The following is a 19,852-nucleotide window of genomic DNA, read 5'->3' as shown; positions in this document are numbered from 1 at the left end:
GTCTGTCGATCCGACTACGAGGTGGTGACCACCGGGGCGGCGCGCGTGCCGGTCTGGCATGGCGCGCTGTATCCTGAAATCTTCCGGCGGCGGGCGTGGCATCTCGTCACGGTCGGTGTCACGAAGCGGTCGGATACTGCCGGCGTGCGCGGCCTGACGGAACGGGCAGCGGCCGCGGCGCGTGTCGAGGTGGCGGACGGCCGGGCAATCGGCACAGTCACGCGAGTCCTGCCGCGCGGTGTGCCGATTACCGGCGCTAACGTGTTCCCGCGCCGCGGCGCGCCTGTCCTGTCGGGACAGGGAACCCCGTGGCAAGTCGCACCGCCCGCAACCTCGATGCAGGTCGATCATGAGCGCTCCAACCCCGATTGCCGGCAAGCCTGCGATTCCGCGGACCGTGTGGGCCCTGGGCCTCGTGAGCCTCTTCATGGACCTGTCGTCCGAGCTGATCCATGCGCTGTTGCCGATCTATCTGGTGTCGACGATGGGCATGAGCGTCGCCGCGCTCGGCGTGCTCGAAGGGGCGGCCGAAGCGACGGCGATGATCGTCAAGGTGTTCTCCGGCGCGATCAGCGACTGGCTCGGGCGTCGCAAGGGGCTGCTGCTGATCGGCTATGGCCTTGCGGCGCTGACCAAGCCGTTGTTTCCGCTGGCGTCCACGCCGGCCGTGGTCGTGACGGCCCGTCTGCTCGACCGCGTCGGCAAGGGAATTCGCGGCGCGCCGCGCGACGCGCTGGTGGCCGACGTCGCGCCGCCCGAAATCCGCGGCGCCTGCTTCGGCCTGCGTCAGTCGATGGATACCGTGGGCGCGTTTCTCGGGCCGATGCTCGCGATCGTGCTGATGCTCTGGTTCGAGGACCGCATCCGGACCGTGCTGTGGTTCGCCGTGGTGCCGGCGTTCGTCGCGATTGCATTGATCGTCTTCGGCGTACGTGAGCCGGAGCAGTCGAAACCGGACCGGCGCTTTCGCTCGCCGTTGCGCTGGAACGCGCTGCGCGAGTTTCCCCGCGGTTACTGGTTCGTCGTCGCGGCCGGCGCGACGTTTACGCTCGCGCGCTTCAGCGAGGCATTCCTGGTGCTGCGTGCGCAGCAGACGGGGCTCGATGCGGCGTGGATTCCGGGCGTGATGGTCGCGATGAGCGTCGCTTATTCGGCGTCCGCCTGGCCGGTCGGCATTTTGTCGGACCGGCTCGATCGCCGCGTACTGCTCGCGGCCGGCATGGTGCTGTTGATCGCGGCCGACCTGCTGCTCGGCATCGGCACGTCGACGCTCTCGATGTTCGCCGGCGTGGCCGTGTGGGGGCTGCACATGGGCTTCACGCAGGGCATCCTCGCCGCGATGGTGTCGGAAACCTCGCCGGCCACGCTGCGCGGGACCGCGTTCGGCGTGTTCAACCTGGTGAGCGGCATCTGCATGCTGCTCGCGAGCAGCATCGCCGGCGCGCTGTGGGCGCGGTTCGGCGCGTCGGCCACGTTTCTCGCCGGTGCGGCGCTGGTCGTGGTGCCGCTGTGCCTGTGCCGGTTCATGCCGCGACCCGGCACGTCGCCGGCGTGATGCGTCACGCCGGGGGCTCGCCGACGCCCCGCTCAAGGCCGAACGGGCGCGCAGGTGCCCGAAGCCTGACGCCCGAGGCCCGAAGCCTGAAGCCCGAAGCCCGAAGCCCGAAGCCCGAAGCCCGAAGCCCCAGACCGGCGAAGGCCCACTCCGCCTAGTTCCGCGCGTCGCATTCCGCCCTTAGCTTTCAGATTTGAAAGATTGTCCGGCGTTTGCGATAGAATGCCTCCCCTGTTCGCCGTGGCCATGCCCACGGACGGGCTCCGGCATTCGAAAACGGCGCGCACCGCGCTCGCGGAATTCCATCCCCGTTTCAATGCCGGCGATCGACCTGCCGTTGGAAACACCCGTTCTGTAATTTGGATTGCTAATGAAGAAGAAGCACAACATCACCAAGTACATCGTCATCGCGATGGTGCTTGGCATTGCCGTGGGCTACGCCTGTCATAGCGCGTTTCCCGACCCGAAAATGGCCAGGGAAGTCGCCGGCTACGTGTCGCTGCTGTCCGACGTGTTCCTGCGCCTGATCAAGATGATCATCGCGCCGCTGGTGTTCGCGACGCTGACCGTCGGCATCGCGCAGATGGGCGACAGCGGGTCGGTCGGCCGCGTCGGCGTGAAGGCGTTCGGCTGGTTCTTCATCGCGTCGTTCACGTCGCTGCTGCTCGGCCTGATCACCGCGACGATCCTGAAGCCGGGCAGCCACCTGAGCCTGCCGCTGCCGGCCGCCGATGCGGCGCTCAACCTGAAGACGGGCGCATTCACGCTGAAGGATTTCGTCGTCCACCTGGTGCCGAAATCGATCGCCGAGGCGATGGCGAACAACGAGATCCTGCAGATCGTCGTGTTCTCGATCTTCTTCGGCACCGCGCTGTCCGCGCTCGGCGACGCCGGCAAGCGCCTGACCGGCGTGATCGACGATCTCGCGCAGGTCATGCTCAAGGTGACGGGCGCGGTGATGTGGTTCGCGCCGGTCGCGGTGTTCGCGGCGCTGGCGTCGACGATCACGACGGAAGGGCTCGGCATCCTGCTCACGTTCGCGAAGTTCATGGCGAGCTTCTACCTGGCGCTGGCGCTGCTGTGGGGCGTGCTGACGCTCGCCGGCGTGGCGTTCCTCGGCAAGCGCGCGTTCACGCTGATCCGCCTGATCCGCGAGCCGTTCCTGCTGTCGTTCGCGACGGCGAGCTCCGAGGCCGCGTATCCGAAGCTGCTCGACGCGCTCGACCGGTTCGGCGTGAATCGCAGGATCTCGAGCTTCGTGCTGCCGATCGGGTACTCGTTCAACCTCGACGGCTCGATGATGTACTGCACGTTCGCGGTGCTGTTCATCTCGCAGGTGTACGGGATCGACCTGCCGCTCGGCACGCAGATCACGATGCTGTTGATGCTGATGGTGACGTCGAAGGGGATGGCGGGCGTGCCGCGCGCATCGCTGGTCGTGATCGCGGCGACGCTCGGCCAGTTCCATCTGCCGGAAGCCGGACTGCTGCTGATCATGGGCGTCGACATGTTCCTCGACATGGGGCGCTCGGCCACCAACGCGGTCGGCAACTCGATCGCGGCTGCGGTGGTCGCGAAGTGGGAAGGCCAGCTCGGCGATTCGCGCGACGACACGGATCCGGACGGCGGCGGCGAGATCACTCAGGCGGAAGTGCGGGAGACGGCAACGTCCGCGTGATTTCCCCGTTTCAAATGAAATGATCTGCACCGGCCTAGATTCGACCTGGATACAGGCCGGTGCAACATCTGCCGGCAATACCCGCCGGCAGTTGTTCCTTTACCTGCCTCCGGCGATTTTCCCGATCCGCCGAAAAACCTCCCCATTCCCGATACGCCGCATTCCGACCCGCGGTGATATTCCCGTCGGCGAACGCCGGATTTCCTCGATATCAAGGTACGCGCGTAAGTGGTCATTCACTCTCGCGCAATCGCGCGCGCCGTCTGCGCCAGCGGTCCGCAATTTTTTTCGATTTATATAACGCTATTCTCGCTGCAGCCGATTATCGAATGCGCGCGCGATGTAATACCGACTGCACCGGATGATTTAAGCGGCAGTATTTACGCACTGCCGATTTCAAACCATCCGGCCGCCCCCCTCATGTGAATGACTCCACCATTCAGGAGAGCATCAGCCATGGTCGCCGGAAAACCGATTCAGGCCGTGCTGCTCGCCGCCGCGATCGCCACGATTGCGCCGGCCGGATACGCGGGCAACACCACCGACTGGCTGGCGAACACCTACGGCACGCTCGCCGCGCACGTCGGCAACGTCGCGCGTTCGATGTGGGTCGCGCCCGAAGGCGTGATCTACACCGCGTCGATGTGGGACGAGGACGAGGGCGGCGTCGCGATCTACCAGAACGGCAAGAGCGCCGGCTCGATCGGCACGCACTCGGAATTCCAGGGCAGCGCGATCACGGGCAACGCGACGTCGCTGTTCGTCGCGCTGCAGCCCGGCAACGGATACGGCAGCGGCGCGGTCGGGCGCTACAGCCGCGCGACGCGGTTCCGCGACAAGCTGATTCAGGTCACGGCGGCGACCGACCAGCCGCGCATCGACGTCGTCACCGGGCTCGCCACGGCCGGCTCGCTGCTCTATGCGAGCGACTTCTACGGCAATCGCGTGCGGGTGTTCACGACCGACGGCGTGTGGCAGCGCGACATCGGCGTATCGGCGCCGGGCGCGCTCGCCGTCGACGGTGCGGGCAACGTCTGGGTCGCGCAGAAGAGCGCGGGCGCGGTCGTCGAATTCAGCCCGGCCGGTGCGCTGCTGAACACGATCCGGCTGGCCGCCGGGTCGCAGCCGTCTGCGCTCTGTTTCGATGCGGCGACGGGGCAGCTGATGGTCGGCGACGAAGGCCCCGACATGAACATCAAGCGCTATACCGTCGCGGGCCGGCCCGCGCTGGCCGGCACGTTCGGCGTGCGCGGCGGCTATCTCGACACGACGACGGGCACCAAGGGGCAAGTCGGCGCGCAGCGCTTCACCCGCGTGGCCGGCATCGGCAAGGACACGGCCGGCAACCTGTACGTGCTCAACAACCCGTGGGGCGGCAGCTGGGATCTCGGCCGCAACGGCGCGACCGACATTCACGCGTACGGCAGCACCGGCAGCCTGCGGTGGACGCTGCAGTCGCTCAACTTCGAAGGCATCGCCGCGCCGGACCCGGTCACCGACGGCGCGCTGTTCTACAGCGGCACGCACGTGTACAGCGGCACCGCGGGCGGTACCTTCGTCGCGAACACCGTCGATCCGTTCACGTATCCGTCGGACCCGCGCATCAATATGGGCGACACGCAGCGCGACGAGCACTTCGGGCTGCTGACGTCGGTCGGGGCGAACCGGATCCTCGTCGCGGCGGGGCAGAATCCGCCGGTCTATTATTTCTTCCACTTCAACGCGGCCAACGGCTACGTCGCGATTCCGGACGGATCGATCCCCGGGCCCGCGTTCAACACGACCCGGCGCGTGTCGGCCGGCTTCAGCCTCGACAGCAACGGCGGCGTATGGGCCGGCCTCGACAAGACCGGCGCCATTTATCACTATCCGCTGACCCGTTTCGATGCGAGCGGCAAGCCGTCGTGGGGGCCGGGCGTGCCGACGCCGGTGCCGGCCAGCATCCAGCCGCTCACGCGCATCGTCTATCTCGCCGACAGCGACACGATGGTGCTCGCGCAGGGCGTCGCCGGCAGTACCGACTGGACGTCGATCGGCACGCGCATCGAGGTGTATCACGGCTGGCGCGCGGGCAACACGACGAAGCCGAACCCGGTGATCACGCTGCCGCACAGCGGCGCGAAGTCGATCGATGCGGCGGGCAACCACCTGTTCGTCGGCTACTGGTTCAGCAGCAGCGGGCCGCTGTGGCCGAACATCGACGCATTCAATCTCGACACCGGCAATCTCGACACAACGCTCGTCAACGCGAGCCCGGCGACCGTGGATACCAGCAGCGCGATCGATGCGATGTACAGCGTGCGTGCATACCGTCGTGCGAACGGCGAGTACGTGGTGACGAAGAACAACGTGAAGGGAAACAGCATCACCGTTTACCGGTGGACGCCTTGAGAGCGAGCTCTCACGGCCACGATGACACCGCGATGGCTGTCATCGAAATGCCTTCGCTGTAACGATGTGTAAGAAGCCGGCCCGCAACGGAGCCGGTCATCCGCTTGACATTGGGCGGCGATGTAATGCCGGCACGTCGGCGATCGTCGACGCAATGCACTCGATCGACTGGCAAGGGCCCTCGCCGCCGTGCGACATGGGCAGACAACGCCAGGATCATGCCGGACACGTCAGACGGTAATCGCCCCATCAGTACAGAGGATTCCTATGAAAAATAGCCAGGTCAAGCGCGCGCTCCGACTCGGAGCCGTCATGTCGGCCGTGTTGCTTGCGTCGCACGCGCATGCGGACGGTTTCGACGCCGCCGATGCCGCCCGCGTGCCGAGCGGTCAGTTCGTCACGCCGCTCGCCGTGCGCGGCGCAGTCCAGCAATTCCTGAATCCCGGACTGCCGGCCTATCCGCATTTCGTCGCGGGAGAAGCCGTGCGCTCGCAACTGAGCCCGGACGGCAAGACGCTGGCGATCATCACCGCCGGCCAGAACTCGCTGTACAAGCCGGACGGTTCGGTCGACACCGCGGCCTCGACGCAATTCATCTTCCTGTACGACGTCGCGGGTGCGAACAAGACGCGCCCGGTGCTCAGGCAGGTGCTTCAGCAGACCAACGCGTTCGTCGGCCTGGCGTTTTCGCATGACGGGAGCACGCTCTATGCGACCGGCGGCAGCGACGATGCGGTCTACGTCTACGCGCAGCAGGGCGGCGCGTGGGCGCTGTCGACGACGATCGCGCTCGGCCACGCCGGCAAGGGCGTCGGCATTCGCGTGCAGCCGAACGCGGCCGGGCTCGCGCTGTCGGCCGACGGCAAGACGCTCGTCGTCGCGAACAACTACAACGACTCGATCAGCGTGATCGATACCGCGACCCGCAACGTGCGTTACGAGCACGACCTGCGGCCGTTCTTCTCCGGCAACGAAGGCCGCAGCGGCGATGCCGGCGGCACGTTCCCGTTCGCGGTCGCGATGAAGGGCAACGGCATCGCGTACGTGTCGTCGGATCGCGATCGCGAGATCGTCGCGATCGACGTGTCGTCGCCGTCCCGCGGCCGCCTGCTCAAGCGCATCAAGCTGGACGGCAATGCGCTCGGCATGACGCTCGACGCGTCGCAGTCGAGGCTGTTCGTCGCGCAGGACAACGCCGACCAGGTCGCGGTGATCGACACGAACACCAACGCGGTCGTGACCCGGATCGACGCGCGCGCGCCGGCCGGCGTGCTGGCGCACGGCCAGGCGCACACGGGCGCGGCGACGTACGCGGTCACGCTGTCGCGCGATGGCCGCACGCTGTATGCGACCAATGCCGGCGCGAACGAAATTGCCGTGATCCCGCTCGTCGGCGAGCGCGCGTATCGCGTCACCGGCCTGATTCCGACCGCGTTCGAGCCGCACGACGTGACGTTCAGCGCCGACGGCACGTGGATGTACGTGGTGAACGGCAAGAGCACCACCGGCCCGAACCCGGACCACCTGTTCGGCGCGACGCCGGCGCAGGCCGCCGCGTCGCGCGCGTCGAACGAATACCAGTTCCAGCTCGAGCGCGCGTCGCTCGTGAGCGCGCCGGTGCCGGCGGCCCACGAATTGCCGACGCTGACGCAGCAGGCCGCGCGCAACAACTTCTATCGCCCGGAAGACAACGACAGGGACAACGAAGTGATGGGCTTCCTGCGCCGCCACATCAAGCACGTGATCTACGTCGTGAAGGAAAACCGCACGTTCGACCAGGTGCTCGGCGACATCGGCAACGGCGCCAACGGCGATCCGAAACTCGCCCAGTTCGGCCGGAACATCACGCCGAACTTCCATCGCCTGGCGAGCCAGTTCGTGACGCTCGACAACTTCATGAACCCGGGCGACGGCAGCATGGACGGCTGGTCGTGGGCGCTGCAGGGGCGCGTCACCAACACCGAGACGATCACCCAGCAGATCAACTACGCGGCGGTCAATCGCGGCCTGTCGTACGAGAGCGAGGGTACGAACCGCAACGTGCCGGTGAACTGGGAGACGGTGCAGCAGCGCGATGCGGCGGCCGGCCCTGCCGGCACCACGAACTACAGCAACGCGGCCGCCGCCCTGCCGGGCGGCGCGGCGAACCTGCTGCCGGGCACCGGCAACCATGCGTCGTCCGACGCGCCGTTCGGCCGCCAGCGTGGCTACATCTTCGACGCGGTGCTGGCCGGCGGCGGCACGGTACGCAACTACGGTTTCCTCGTGAACAACGTCGGCAGCATCGGCACGGCCTCGAACCCGATCGTCGATCCGCACGCGGCCGGCGTCGTCCAGGCCGCGGCGCTCGACCCGCGGCTCGCGTCGATGACGGACGTGTATTTCCGCGGGTTCGACCAGAACTATCCGGACCAGTGGCGCCTCGACGAGTGGAAACGCGAGTTCGACCAGTACGTCGTGGGCGGCAACCTGCCGACGCTGTCGCTGGTGCGCCTGTCGCACGATCACATGGGGGCGTTCGGCACGGCGCTCGCCGGCGTGAACACGCCGGAGACGCAGCAGGCGGACAACGACCTGGCGGTCGGCCGGCTGGTCGAAGCCGTCGCGAAGAGCCCGTATGCGAACGACACGCTGATCGTCGTGACCGAGGACGACGTGCAGGACGGCCCCGACCACGTGGATTCGCATCGCGGGCCCGCGTACATCGTCGGGCCGTACGTGAAGCAGGGCGCGGTGATCCGGACGCGCTACAGCCAGGTCAATGCGCTGCGCACCATCGAGGACGTGCTCGGCACGCAGCACATGAACCTGAATACCGCGTACCAGCGGCCGATGACCGACGTGTTCGACGTGCACGGCCCGGCGTCGTGGACCTACACGGCCGTCGCGTCGACGGCGCTGAAGGGCACCGGGCTGCGCCTGGCCGACGGGGCGGGCGAGAACCTGCTGCACTACGCGGCCGGGCCGGACGTCACGCCGAAGCATGACGCGGCGTACTGGGCGAAGGTGACGGCGAAGTTCGACTTCGACGATGCCGACGAGGTGCCGGCGGATCAGTTCAACCGCGTGTTGTGGAAGGGCATGATGGGATCGCAGCCGTATCCGAAGCTCAGGGGCGTGACGCAGAAGGTCGCGAGCCGCGACGACGACTGATCGTCCGGCTGGACGGTCTGCAAGCGGGCCCTCCCGGCGGGAGGGCCCGTGTTTTTTTGCGAGGTGTGCGGCGGGGGGCCGCGTCGGCGGCATTCGGTGCGCCACGTGTGCGGCCGGCCGGGCCGCGCGGCGTCATGCGTGCCATATCAGGTTCGCGCTGCTGTCCGTTTCGGAAAGGAGCCGGAACCCGAGCCGTTCGTAGAGGCGCCGCGCCGGGTTGCCGTGCAGCACGCTGAGCGATACGGGCACGGGCTCGCGCGCGGCTTCGCTCAGCAGTTCGCGCAGCACGGCTTCGCCGATGCCTCGGCCCTGTCGCGACGGGAGGATCTGGATCTGGTGGACGTGCCATTCGCCGGCGGCGCGCGTCACCTTCAGCAAGCCGATCGAGTCGGCATCGGCGTTGCTGCCTTCGCAGACGATCATCGCATCGTCGAAATGCGTCGCGATGCGCTGGTGGTGCGCTGCGTCGTCGGTGGGTGCGCCGACGCGTTGCAGATGCTCGGTCATCGTGAGCTGGCGCAGCCTCAGCAGGAACGGCAGGTCGGCGGCAGACGCCGGGCGCAGGCGGATCGCAGGGGGCATGGTCGGAGCGCGTTCGAGAGCGGGTTCGATGGCATGCAGCGCATGATTCACGAGCGCGGCATGCCGGTCAAAGGCCGGGCAACTGGATTTGCCGCGCGGCCGGACGATGCTCGAGGACGTTCGTGACCTCGTATTCGGTCTTGGCTCCGTCGGCGGTCTGCCACTGCTGTACGCGCACGCTGCAGACGAGTACGTCGCCCTTGCTGAAGCTGATCTGGTTGTTGTCCACGCGATTCAGGAAATTCGCATCGGTGATCGCGGCGTGGATCGTGGCGGCACCGTCGTAGAGACGCCATTTGTTGTCGTCCTTGAACGCGAGCGACACGATCGAAAACGCCATCTTGCGATGCTCGTCGAGGATCGGTACGTCGGCTTGCTCGGGTACGCGGAACCAGTCGACCTCGTCCCGGGTGACGGTCTCGAACACGTCCGTGTCGGTGCCGGCCGAGAAAATCGTCACGCCGTCGCGCGAAAGCGGCATGAGCGCACGGGTGGTCGCCTCCCGGACACTCACGTCCCGCAGCAGGGTGAGGACGGACAGTTCGATCTCGAGCGTTTCGCCATCGACGTGCAGCACGGCGGTGCGTTCGTTCATCCGGACGCGCTGGATCGGGCGGCCGCGCAACCACTTGAGTACCGCGAACAGGCCCTTTCCGACTTTCGGACCGGCAATGCCGAGCGCGGTCAGAATCGTGACGGCATTGGCGAGTGCCGCGCCTTCGCTGCCGCTCAGCATGTCGCGCATTCTGCCGAGGAGCGAGGTCGCGAGCGTGAAGTCGATGCCGAAGCTGCCGGTCTTGAAGCTGCCCCGGACGTTCACCTGTGGCCGAACCTGGTCTCCGCAGAGCGCCTTGGCCGAGGCCTCGAGCAAGTCGCCGACGGCGAGAAGGGCGGGCGCGAGTTCCCGCAAGTCCATTTCGGACGATTCGAGTGCCGGCCCGTCATAGGTAATGCGAAAGTGGCTCATGTCGCCAAGTGTACCGGCCGCGGCGAAGCCGGCCGTGTTTCCGTTGCGGTTGATCACGCCGGATGGGTTGACTCGAAAGGCCATTGACGCGCGAAGCGCAATGCTTTCGTATACCTTTCGAATCATCCTGCGGTCAACCGGATACGTACGATTCCGGCCGTCCGGCCGATGCGTCAAGCCCGCTCACGCGATCCGGTACACACGCATCGCGTTGTCATGCCAGATCGCGCAGCGCGCCGCGTCGTCGAGGTCCGCCATCGCGCGGGCGAACGTGCGCAGCAGCGCCGGATACGACACCCGCAACCCCGCCACCGGAAAATTGCTTGCGAACAGGCAGCGCTGCCAGCCGAATATCGCGATCGTGTCGCGGATGATCCGCGCGTTGTCCGCGTCGTTCCACGCCGCATCGCGCAAGCCGAGTTCGGAGATCTTGACGGTCACGCGCGGCGAGGCGGCGAGCGCCTCCATGCCACTGCGCCAGCGCGCGAGCCCCGCGCGCGAGCGGTCCCACGGCAGCCCGGCATGTTCGAGCACGACGTCGACGCCGGGCGCATCGGCCAGCAGCGCGGCCGCGTCGCCGAGATGCCAGAACGGCACGCGCAGGTCCCAGCTCAGGCCATGCGCAGCCAGGCGTTCCAGCGCGGCCGGCCAGCGCGGGTCGCGCAGCGTGCCGGGCCCGTCGACGGCCGCGTCCGGCGACGCAGCGGTGCGCGGCTTGAACCGCACGCCGCGCACGCGCGGCCACGCGGCCTGTTCGGCGAGCCGCTCGTGCGCGTCGTCGGCCAGCAGGTCGACCCACGCGACGACGGCCGACGGCAGCCCGTGCGCGGCCGCGACCTCGTGCAGCCAGCGTGTCTCCGCGAGCGCCTCGTCGCGCGCCCGTTCGGCCTCGACGTGCACGCTCGCGACGAGCGGCGCGCGTTGCGCGGCGTGCCGGTAGTCGTCCACGCCGAAATCGCGGCACAGCGCCGCGTAGTCGCCGAACATGAAGTGCGCCGGATCGTACCGGTCCTGCAGCCACGGGTAGTGCGCGCCCGCGCCGAGCTGCCAAAGGTGGTGATGCGCGTCGACGAGCGCCGCCGGCATTGCGTCGGGCGGCGGTGCGTCGTCGCGCCGCTCAGCGCGTGCCGGCGAGCACATACGACGCATCCGGTTCGCGCAGCGTCGGCAATGCACCGACGAACCGCCACGCATCGAGATCGAGCTCGCGTACGTAGTCGTCCTGGAACGACACGTACGCGACGCGCCGCGACGGATGGAACGACAGCGCGGTCGGGTTCGCGGGCAGCGCGACGCGTTCGATTTCCTCAAGTTGCCGTGCATCGAACACCGAGATCGACCGCTCGCCGGAATTGGTCAGCAGCAGCAGGTCGCGGCCGTCCGGCGCGGTGGTGCGGTAGATGCGGTTGGGATCGCTGCGGGTCTTCACGCGGCGGCCGCAGGTCATCGTGTCGGTGTCGATCTCGACGAGCGTGTCGTCGCCGCGATTCGCGACGAACAGCGTGCGCTCGTCGCTCGACAGCGCATTGCCTTCGGGACGCGGGCCGGGCATCACCGCACGCGGCGCGACGGTCGCGTCGCGCGGATGGAATTGCGTGACCGTGTTCGACAGCAGGTGCACGCCGTACGCGCGGCTCGCATCGCGCGTGAGCGTCACGAGGTGCGTCTTCACGCCGCCGGACGGTACGGCCATGTTCGGCACGGCCTGCCGGGTCGGCGCGTCGAACACGAGCAGCATGTCGTGCGCCTCGCTCATCGCGTACAGCCGGCCGTCGCGATCGGCCGCCATCCCGTGAGGCCGGTAGTACGGCCACAGGTCGAGCATGCGCGTGTGCGTGCGCTCGACGAGGTCGATCTCGGCGATCCGGTGATCGCCTTCATGGCCGCGCGACCACGCGGTCTCGATCCCGAAGATGCCGACGTACGCGAAGCGGTCGTTCACGTCGACGGTGAACTCGTGCGGGAAGTTCGGCAGCACGATGTGCTTGAGCGCGGCTTTCGTCTCGAGGTCGTAGAAGCTGAAGGTGTGGGCGCATTTCTGCACCAGCAACAGGATGTCGTTCATGGTGTGTCTCCGTTGATTCGTTCGCGTGTCCGGTCAGTCTTCGCAGCGCCTGGGCAGCGTCAGCGCGAGCAGGCCGGCCACCGCGAGCGTGACGGCGAGGCTGTACACGCCGGCGGCCGCGCTCACGTGCTGGGTCAGCACGCCGACTGCATACGGGCCGCAGAAGCCGCCGAGGTTGCCGAGCGCGTTGATCAGGCCGCGCGCGCTGCCGGCCGTCTCGACGCTGCACAGCTTCGGCGGAATCGCCCAGAACACGCCGGCCGCCGCCTGCAGGAAGAAGCCGCAGCCGATCAGGAACGCGAACGACACGACCATCGACGCATGCGTGAGCACCGACAGCGCGAGGCACGCGGCAAAGCCGACGAGCGGCAGCAGCACGAACAGGCGCCGCTTGCCGGTCCGGTCCGACAAATACGACGTGGCGAACATCCCGATCACCATCGCGACATACGGCAGCATCGCGAGCAGGCCGACCTTGCCCATCCCGCCGTGCGTGAGGTTTTTCAGCAGCGTCGGCAACCACATCGTATAGCCGTAGATGCCGACCTGATAGCAGAAGTTGATCGCGATCAGCAGCCAGATCGTCGGGTTGCGCAGTATCGCGCCGAACGACGCGGCGGCCGGCGTGCCGGCGGCCTGCTTGCGCGCCTGTTCGTCGCGCAGCGCGTCGAGGATGTACGCCTTCTCGCGCGGCGACACCCAGCGCGCGGTTTCCGGGCTGTCGTCGGCGAACATCAGCCATGCGAACAGGCAAAGCAGCGACAGCGCGCCGGCGCTGTAGAACAGGTGACGCCAGTCGTATGCAGCGAGGATGAAGCCGGACAGCGGCGCGGTGATCATGCCGGCGAGCGGCACGAACATGATGACCATCGCGTTCGCGCGGCCGCGTTCGCGGTCGGGAAACCAGTGGCTGACCATCGTCAGCACGACCGGCAGCATCCCGCCTTCCGCCACGCCGAGCAGGAAGCGCAGCGTCAAAAGTTGCCACGTATGGGTGACGAGCCCGGTCAGCACCGACAGCACGGCCCAGCTCACGAGCGACCACGCGATGAACTTCTTGCCGCTGCCGAGCGCGGCGCGCCGGCCGCCCGGAATCTGCAGGAACAGGTAGCCGAAGAAGAAGATGCCGCCGGCGAGGCCGGCCATCGTCGCGTTCATGCCGAGTTCGGCGTTCATCCCGCCCGGCATCGCGAACGCGATGTTCACGCGGTCCATGTACGAAACGATGCACGCGAGCAGCAGCGGCGGAATCACGCGCAGCCAGCGGCGGCGCGGGATGGCATCGCCGGCTTCATAGGCCGGGGTGGCGGGGTTCAGCAGAGTCATGGTGTCTCCGATCCATGTGATGAGCGGCGGCGGCCTTCTGTCGGGCCGCCGTCACGCCGATGCGCAACGCAACGCGCGTTGCGGGTACGAAACGATGTCTAGCGGCCCCAGCGCAGCACGAGCGGATCGAGCCGCCGTGCCGCGTCGAGCAGGCCTGCACGCACCTGCGGATGCAGTTCGGGCCAGGGGGCGCGCGGCCGGTCGCACGCGATCACGCCGCCTTCCTTCAGCAGCGCCTTCGCGGTCAGGAAGCCCGACTGGCGGTTCTCGTAGTTGATCAGCGGCAGCCAGCGCGCGTATTGCTCGCACGCTTCGTCGCGGCGTCCGGAGAAATACGCATCGGTGATGCGGCGGATGCCGTCCGGATAACCGCCGCCCGTCATCGCGCCGGTCGCGCCGGCATCGAGGTCGGCGAGCAGCGTGATGCCTTCCTCGCCGTCCCACGGCCCTTCGATCGCATCGCCGCCGAGCGCGATCAGCTCGCGCAGCTTCGACGCCGCGCCGGGCGTCTCGATCTTGAAGTACGACACGGCGTCGATCTCGCGCGCGAGCGTCGCGAGCAGCGACGCCGGCAGCGCGACGCCGCTCGCGGGCGCGTCCTGGATCATCAGCGGAATGTCGAGGCCGTCGGCGACTTCGCGGAAGAACGCGCGGATCGATGCGTCGGGCACGCGGAACGTCGCGCCGTGGTACGGCGGCATCACCATCACCATCGCGGCACCGAGTGCCTGCGCCCGACGGTTGCGTTCCGCGCAGATCCGCGCGCTGAAGTGCGACGTCGTGACGATCACCGGCACGCGGCCGGCGACGTGCTCGAGCGTCGTGCGCGTGATGAGGTCGCGTTCGTCGTCGCCGAGCGCGAACTGCTCCGAGTAGTTCGCGTGGATGCAGATGCCTTGCGAGCCGGCATCGATCATGAAGTCGAGGCAACGGCGCTGGCCGTCGAGGTCGAGCGCGCCGTGCGCGTCGAAGATCGTCGGCGCGACCGGAAAGACGCCCTGGTAGCGTGCGTGCATGGCCGGCCTCACTCGACGATGTCGAACTGGTCGAGGAACTCGGTCTTCAGCGTGAGACCGAGGCCCGGGACGTCGTCGCGCAGCTGCAGGAAGCCGTTCTCGGCCACCGGCTCGCCGTCGAAGATGTAATAGAACAGCTCGTTGCCGACTTCCACGTCGAACATCGGGAAGTACTCGCTCATCGGCGATGCGAGCGTGCTCATCGTCAGGTGATAGTTGTGCATCTGGCCCGCATGCGGAATCACCGGCACGCTGTACGCCTCGCACAGCGCGTTGATCTTGTGCGCCATCGTGATCCCGCCGACGCGGTTCGTGTCGTACTGCACGACCGACACGGCCTTGCGGTCGAGCAGCTGCTTGAAGCCGTACAGCGAAAACTCGTGCTCGCCGCCCGAGATTGGAATGCTCGTCAGCCGGTTCAGCTCCGCGTAGCCGTCGATGTCGTCGGCGATCACCGGCTCCTCGAGCCAGCGCGGCTGGTACTTCTCGAGCTTCGGCAGGATGCGCTTCGCATACTCGAGGTTCCAGCCCATGTAGCACTCGAGCATCAGGTCGTTGTCGTAGCCGATCACCTCGCGGATCGCCGCGACCGACTTCAGGTTCTCCACCACGCCCTGCTGGCCGTGCGCGGGACCGTAGCCGAAGCGCATCTTGAACGCGCGGAAGCCTTCCTTCAGGTATTGCTGCGCTTCCTCCTGCATCGCCTTCAGGTCGGTGCGGTAGAGCTTCGAGTAGTAGCAGGGGATCTTCTCCTTGGTGCGGCCGCCGAGCAGCTTGAACACCGGCTTGCCGACGCTCTTGCCGAGGATGTCCCAGATCGCGATGTCGACCGCCGAGATCGCCGCCATGCCGATGCCCTTGCGGCCCCATGCGTGGGTCGCGCGGTACATCCGCTGGTTCAGGTACTCGTAGTCCCACGGGTCCTGGCCGATCACGAGCGGCGCGAGGTACTGGTCGATGATCGCCTTCGCGACGTGCGGCGCGAGCGCGACGTTGCCGAGGCCGACGATGCCGTCGTCGGTCTCGACTTCCACGACCGTCCACGCATGGAAGCGGAACGTGCTCATGGTTTCCTGCGGCGCGTACAGCAGGTCCATCGCGTTCGAGCAGAAGTTGCCCTGCGGCGGAACGGTCTTGCCTTTCCACTGGAATACGCGGGCGCGCACGGAGCGGATCTTCATGTTGGTGTCTCCTGGAATCGATGTTGTCGTGTGTGTGTCGTGTGTGGCTGGCGTGTGAGCGTCACGCCGAAACGGTGGAGGTGCGGCGCGCGGCGCCCATGCGGCAGGCGATCTGCAGCGCCTGCCAGGTCGCGCCGACGTCGGCCGTGCCGCGGCCCGCGATGTCGTACGCGGTGCCGTGCGCGGGCGTCGTGATCGGCACGGGCAGCCCGCCCTGCACGGTCACGCCGCGCGAGAAGCCGAGCAGCTTGATCGCGATCTGCCCCTGGTCGTGGTACATCGTGACGATCGCCTGGTAGTCGCCGGCCTGCGCCTTCAGGAAGATCGTGTCGGCGGGGAACGGGCCGTGGAACGGCGCGTCGGTCGGCCAGTCGCGCGACTGCAGCTTGCGCACGGCCGGCTCGATGATGTCGACTTCCTCGCGGCCGCAGCTGCCGCCGTCGCCGCCGTGCGGGTTGAACGCGGCGATCGCGATCTTCGGCGCCGCGACGCCGTTCGCGAGCAGCGACCGGTAGATCAGTTCGGATGCCTGTTCGATTCGCGCGACGCTCAGCTGGGCCGCCGCATCCTTCAGCGGAATATGCGACGAGATGCGCGCGGTCCACAGCTCGCCGAGCGTGTTGAATTCGCAGAAGTAGCCGGTCACGCCGAGCGCGGCGGCGAAGTGGTGCAGCTCGTCGTCGTGCCGGAGCCCGCCGAGCTTCATCGCGTACTTGTTCAGCGGCGCGAAGCAGATCGCGTCGATGTCGCCGGCGAGCGCGGCGTCGAGGCACCGGTCGAGCACGGTCAACGTCGAGCGGCCGCCGGCCGCGCCGGGCTGGCCGACGGTGACCTGCGCGCGATCGATCGTGTCGAGCGCGACGAACGCGGCGCGCGCGGTGGACGGCCGGCCGCGCACGGCGGCGAGCGACGCGACGGGTTCGACGTCGACCGTCACGCCGGCGACGCGCTGGCCGGCTTCCCACAGCCAGCGGTCGCCGATCAGCACGAGGTTCGCGCGGGACGTCGCGTCGGGCCGCGCGAGCAGTTTCGCGATCAGTTCGGCGCCGATGCCGGCGGGGTCGCCGAGGGTCAGCGCGACGACGGGCAGTGAAGCGGCGGGCACGGCGGCGGTCGTCATGCGGCGTCTCCGTGGCGGGCGGCGGGCGGTTGCATGTTCATGCGGTGTCTCCGGTGGCGGCGTGTGGCCGTTGGTGTATGGGGTTCATGCTAGGTAGACGGAATGAGTCGGTAAATTGAAAACTCTTGATGAATCGATAACCTGGAGTAATCGAAATGGGCTCGATCGATCGACGAGACTCGACTCCCCAATTGCTGAACCGGCTGCGGATGCGGCAGATCGCGCTGCTGCTCGCGGTGGATGAATGCTCGACGCTGCGCGCGGCCGCCGGGCAGCTCGGCCTCACGCAACCGGCCGCGACGAAGATGCTGGCCGAACTGGAAAGCGCGCTCGGCCAGCGCCTCTTCGATCGTGTCGGGCGCGGGCTCGTGCTGAACCCGGCCGGCGAGCGCGTGCTCGGCTATTTCCGCGGGATTCGCGGCAGCATGGAGGCGCTCAATCGCGAGCTCGGCGAGCTGCAGCTCGGCAGCGCGGGGCGGCTCGCGATCGGCAGCATCATGGCGGCGTCGCCGGGGCGGCTCACCGAGGCGCTGGTGCAGCTGAAGGCGCGCTATCCGCTGCTGGCGATCGACATCGCGGTCGATACCAGCGACCGGCTGATGCCGCAGTTGCGCGAGGGCGTGCTCGAGGTGGTGATCGGCCGCAACGTCGGCACCGATTGCGACTTCCGCGTGGTGGACGACGAGGCGCTCGCGATCATCGCGGGCCGCGACCATCCGCTCGCGGGCGCGGGGCCGGTCGAATTCGACGCGCTGCTCGATTACACGTGGATCCTGCAGCCGGCCGGCAGCCCGGCGCGCGAGGTGGTCGAGCGCGAGTTCCGCGCGCGTCACCAGCCGATGCCGCGCGGGCTCGTCGAAACGGGGTCGATCCTGACGACGATGAACCTCGTCGACCGTTCGCGGATGCTCGGCGTGATTCCGTTGACCGTCGCGCAGCGCAACGCGGCGCACGGGCTGGTTGCGATCATCGATTACGAACTCGACCAGAAGCTGCCGTCGTATGGCAGCCTCGTGCGGCGGGATCGGCCGCTGAGCATTCCGGCGCAGCAGTTTCTGGCGCTGTTCCATCGGGAAGGCGGGCAGGGCGTGGGCGATTGATGGAAGGCGGGGCGGCTACGTTGCGGCGTCACGCACCGGCGAGCTTCGCTCGCGGTGCGTGATGACGGCGATCAGGGCAGGTCGGGACAATCCACGCCGAGCAGGACCAAGCCCGATACCGCGCGGCGAACCGCCGCCACCCCGCGTCAGCGTGCCGACGGCGCGGCCGGCGCTTCGGCGAGCGACGGCGTCGATGCCGACAGCGTGCGATCCGGCCGGATCCGCAGCGCGGCGACGATGCCGATCAGCAGCATCGCGACCGACCCGACGAACGGCACCGTCCAGCTTCCGGTGTGGTCGACGAGATAGCCGAACAGGATCGGCGACAGGATCCCCGCGATCGCGGAACCCGCATTCATCATCCCGCTCGCGATGCCCGCGTGCGTCGGCGCGATATCGCTCGGCACGGCCCAGATCGGCCCGATCGTCAGTTCGAGGCACAGGAACGACCCGGACAGGCACAGCGCGATGCCGGCCGTCGAATGCACGAACGCGAGCGGCAGCATGCAGGCGAGCGCGCCGGTGAAACTCGCGACGATCACGCTCTGGCGCGACAGCGCGAGGTTGCCGGTCTTGCGATAGATGCGGTCGCACAGCCAGCCGCCGAGCGTGTCGCCGACGACGCCCGCGAAGAACACGCCGGACGCGAACAGCGCGGTGGACTTCAGGTCGAGGCCCTTGCCGTTCAGGAAGAACGTCGGCAGCCATGTGAAGAACAGCCAGGCGGTCCAGCCGTAGCAGAAGTACACGAAGATCGTCGGCGCCATCCGGCGGAACAGCGGGCCCCACGGCGTCGGGCCCGGCGCCGGTGCCGGCCGGGCGGCGGCAGCGGTGCGCGTACGGTTGTCGCCGCCGTCGCCGAGCGGGTACTCGCGAAAGCCGGCGATCCACCAGACGAGCCATACCAGCGTCACCGCGCCGATCACGAAGAACGCCGCGCGCCACGACAGCCACGTCATCAGCGCGGCGACGATCGGCGGCGTGACCGCGTTGCCGAGCCGCGAGAACGAATGCGTGAAGCCCTGCACGACGCCGCGCCGTTCGCGCGTGAACCAGTGCGTGATCGCGCGGGCCTGCGCGGGCAGCGTCGCGCCTTCGCCGATCCCGAGCAGCAGGCGCGCGGCGAACAGCAGCGCGAGGCTGTGCACGAGCCCGGTCATGAAGGTCGACGCGACCCAGATCAGCCCGCAGCCGATCAGCGTGATGCGGGCGCCGAAGCGGTCGGCGATCCAGCCGCCGAAGATCTGGCAGAACGCGTACGAATACGCGAACGCGGAGAACGCGATGCCGAGTTCGGTGTTCGACAGCCCGAGTTCGGCCTTGATCGCGCCGGCCGCGGTCGCGAGGTTCACGCGGTCGACGTAGAGGATGAACGAAAGCGCGCACAGCAGCCACAGCGTGTGGCGTCGTTGACGGTGATCGGTCGGCATGTGTCTCACTCCATTCTTGTGCGCGTCGTTGCAATGACGCCGCGTTCACTGGCCGGGCCAGCATCGCGCGCCGGAGGAGGCATCGTCTATTGAATCTTTTGGATCAATTGATAACCTGCGGTGTTCGGTTTCGCCGCATTCGGGTGCCGGCTCGGGGCGCCGTGCGGGTTTTCCACGAACGGTTGCGGCATGATGCGGGACGGCCGCGCACGGACACGACGCACGGCATGGGTCGAACGTGTTTCGACGCCGGTGCGGTCATGATGCAGTGACGCAGCGCAATCGCAC

Annotated in this window: 14 protein-coding genes; 5 read left to right on the top strand and 9 right to left on the bottom strand. The window is 67.9% G+C overall.

Annotated features, from left to right (window positions below; all coding sequences use genetic code 11):
- Positions 1-349: 349 nt before the first annotated feature.
- The 4 genes from DID99_RS20540 to DID99_RS20520 all read left to right on the top strand — a co-directional run bounded on the left by DID99_RS20540 (position 350) and on the right by DID99_RS20520 (position 8,777).
- A complete protein-coding gene (locus tag DID99_RS20540) occupies positions 350-1,555 on the top strand; it encodes an MFS transporter (RefSeq protein ID WP_044847510.1) in 1,206 nt (401 codons plus the stop codon).
- Positions 1,556-1,925: 370 nt separating this feature from the next.
- Positions 1,926-3,233, top strand: a complete 1,308-nt coding sequence (locus tag DID99_RS20530) for a dicarboxylate/amino acid:cation symporter (RefSeq protein WP_124667422.1) — start codon at positions 1,926-1,928, stop codon at positions 3,231-3,233.
- A 456-nt stretch (positions 3,234-3,689) separates the two neighbouring features.
- The gene (locus tag DID99_RS20525) at positions 3,690-5,624 is read left to right on the top strand and encodes an SMP-30/gluconolactonase/LRE family protein (protein ID WP_124667421.1); all 1,935 of its coding nucleotides are present in this window, start codon (positions 3,690-3,692) and stop codon (positions 5,622-5,624) included.
- Between the two features lie 267 nt (positions 5,625-5,891).
- A complete protein-coding gene (locus tag DID99_RS20520; protein ID WP_124667420.1) occupies positions 5,892-8,777 on the top strand; it encodes a bifunctional YncE family protein/alkaline phosphatase family protein in 2,886 nt (961 codons plus the stop codon).
- A gap of 132 nt (positions 8,778-8,909) precedes the next feature.
- Here DID99_RS20520 and DID99_RS20515 read toward each other — a convergent pair whose 3' ends face one another.
- The 8 genes from DID99_RS20515 to DID99_RS20480 all read right to left on the bottom strand — a co-directional run bounded on the left by DID99_RS20515 (position 8,910) and on the right by DID99_RS20480 (position 17,034).
- Entirely contained in the window at positions 8,910-9,359 is a 450-nt protein-coding gene (locus tag DID99_RS20515) for an N-acetyltransferase (protein WP_124667419.1), read from the bottom strand.
- A 67-nt stretch (positions 9,360-9,426) separates the two neighbouring features.
- Entirely contained in the window at positions 9,427-10,326 is a 900-nt protein-coding gene (locus tag DID99_RS20510; protein ID WP_124667434.1) for a hypothetical protein, read from the bottom strand.
- Positions 10,327-10,509: 183 nt separating this feature from the next.
- Positions 10,510-11,466, bottom strand: coding sequence for an amidohydrolase (locus tag DID99_RS20505; RefSeq protein ID WP_124667418.1), 957 nt, complete (start codon positions 11,464-11,466; stop codon positions 10,510-10,512).
- On the bottom strand, positions 11,444-12,391 hold the full coding sequence (locus DID99_RS20500) for a YncE family protein (RefSeq protein WP_044847506.1): 948 nt from the start codon (positions 12,389-12,391) through the stop codon (positions 11,444-11,446). The genes DID99_RS20505 and DID99_RS20500 overlap by 23 nt, the downstream gene beginning before the upstream one ends.
- Positions 12,392-12,424: 33 nt before the next feature.
- Positions 12,425-13,717, bottom strand: coding sequence for an MFS transporter (locus tag DID99_RS20495; RefSeq protein WP_124667417.1), 1,293 nt, complete (start codon positions 13,715-13,717; stop codon positions 12,425-12,427).
- 98 nt (positions 13,718-13,815) lie between these two features.
- Complete coding sequence (locus DID99_RS20490) at positions 13,816-14,733, bottom strand: dihydrodipicolinate synthase family protein (protein ID WP_124667416.1); 918 nt, start codon at positions 14,731-14,733, stop codon at positions 13,816-13,818.
- Positions 14,734-14,741: 8 nt separating this feature from the next.
- Positions 14,742-15,914, bottom strand: coding sequence for an L-rhamnonate dehydratase (locus DID99_RS20485; RefSeq protein WP_124487123.1), 1,173 nt, complete (start codon positions 15,912-15,914; stop codon positions 14,742-14,744).
- Positions 15,915-15,975: 61 nt separating this feature from the next.
- Positions 15,976-17,034 carry a 4-hydroxythreonine-4-phosphate dehydrogenase PdxA gene (locus DID99_RS20480; RefSeq protein WP_124667415.1) on the bottom strand — a complete coding sequence of 353 codons (1,059 nt, stop codon included), beginning with the start codon at positions 17,032-17,034 and terminating at the stop codon, positions 15,976-15,978.
- Between the two features lie 155 nt (positions 17,035-17,189).
- Between DID99_RS20480 and DID99_RS20475 the strand changes: the two genes are divergently transcribed.
- Positions 17,190-18,134, top strand: coding sequence for a LysR family transcriptional regulator (locus DID99_RS20475; protein WP_124667414.1), 945 nt, complete (start codon positions 17,190-17,192; stop codon positions 18,132-18,134).
- A 146-nt stretch (positions 18,135-18,280) separates the two neighbouring features.
- Here DID99_RS20475 and DID99_RS20470 read toward each other — a convergent pair whose 3' ends face one another.
- Entirely contained in the window at positions 18,281-19,564 is a 1,284-nt protein-coding gene (locus DID99_RS20470; protein ID WP_124667413.1) for an MFS transporter, read from the bottom strand.
- Between the last annotated feature and the right edge of the window lie 288 nt (positions 19,565-19,852).

This window comes from Burkholderia sp. Bp8986 (assembly GCF_003854225.1).
Classification (GTDB): domain Bacteria; phylum Pseudomonadota; class Gammaproteobacteria; order Burkholderiales; family Burkholderiaceae; genus Burkholderia.
Note: the sequence above shows the minus strand (reverse complement) of the source record. Positions and strands in the feature narration are given on the sequence as shown.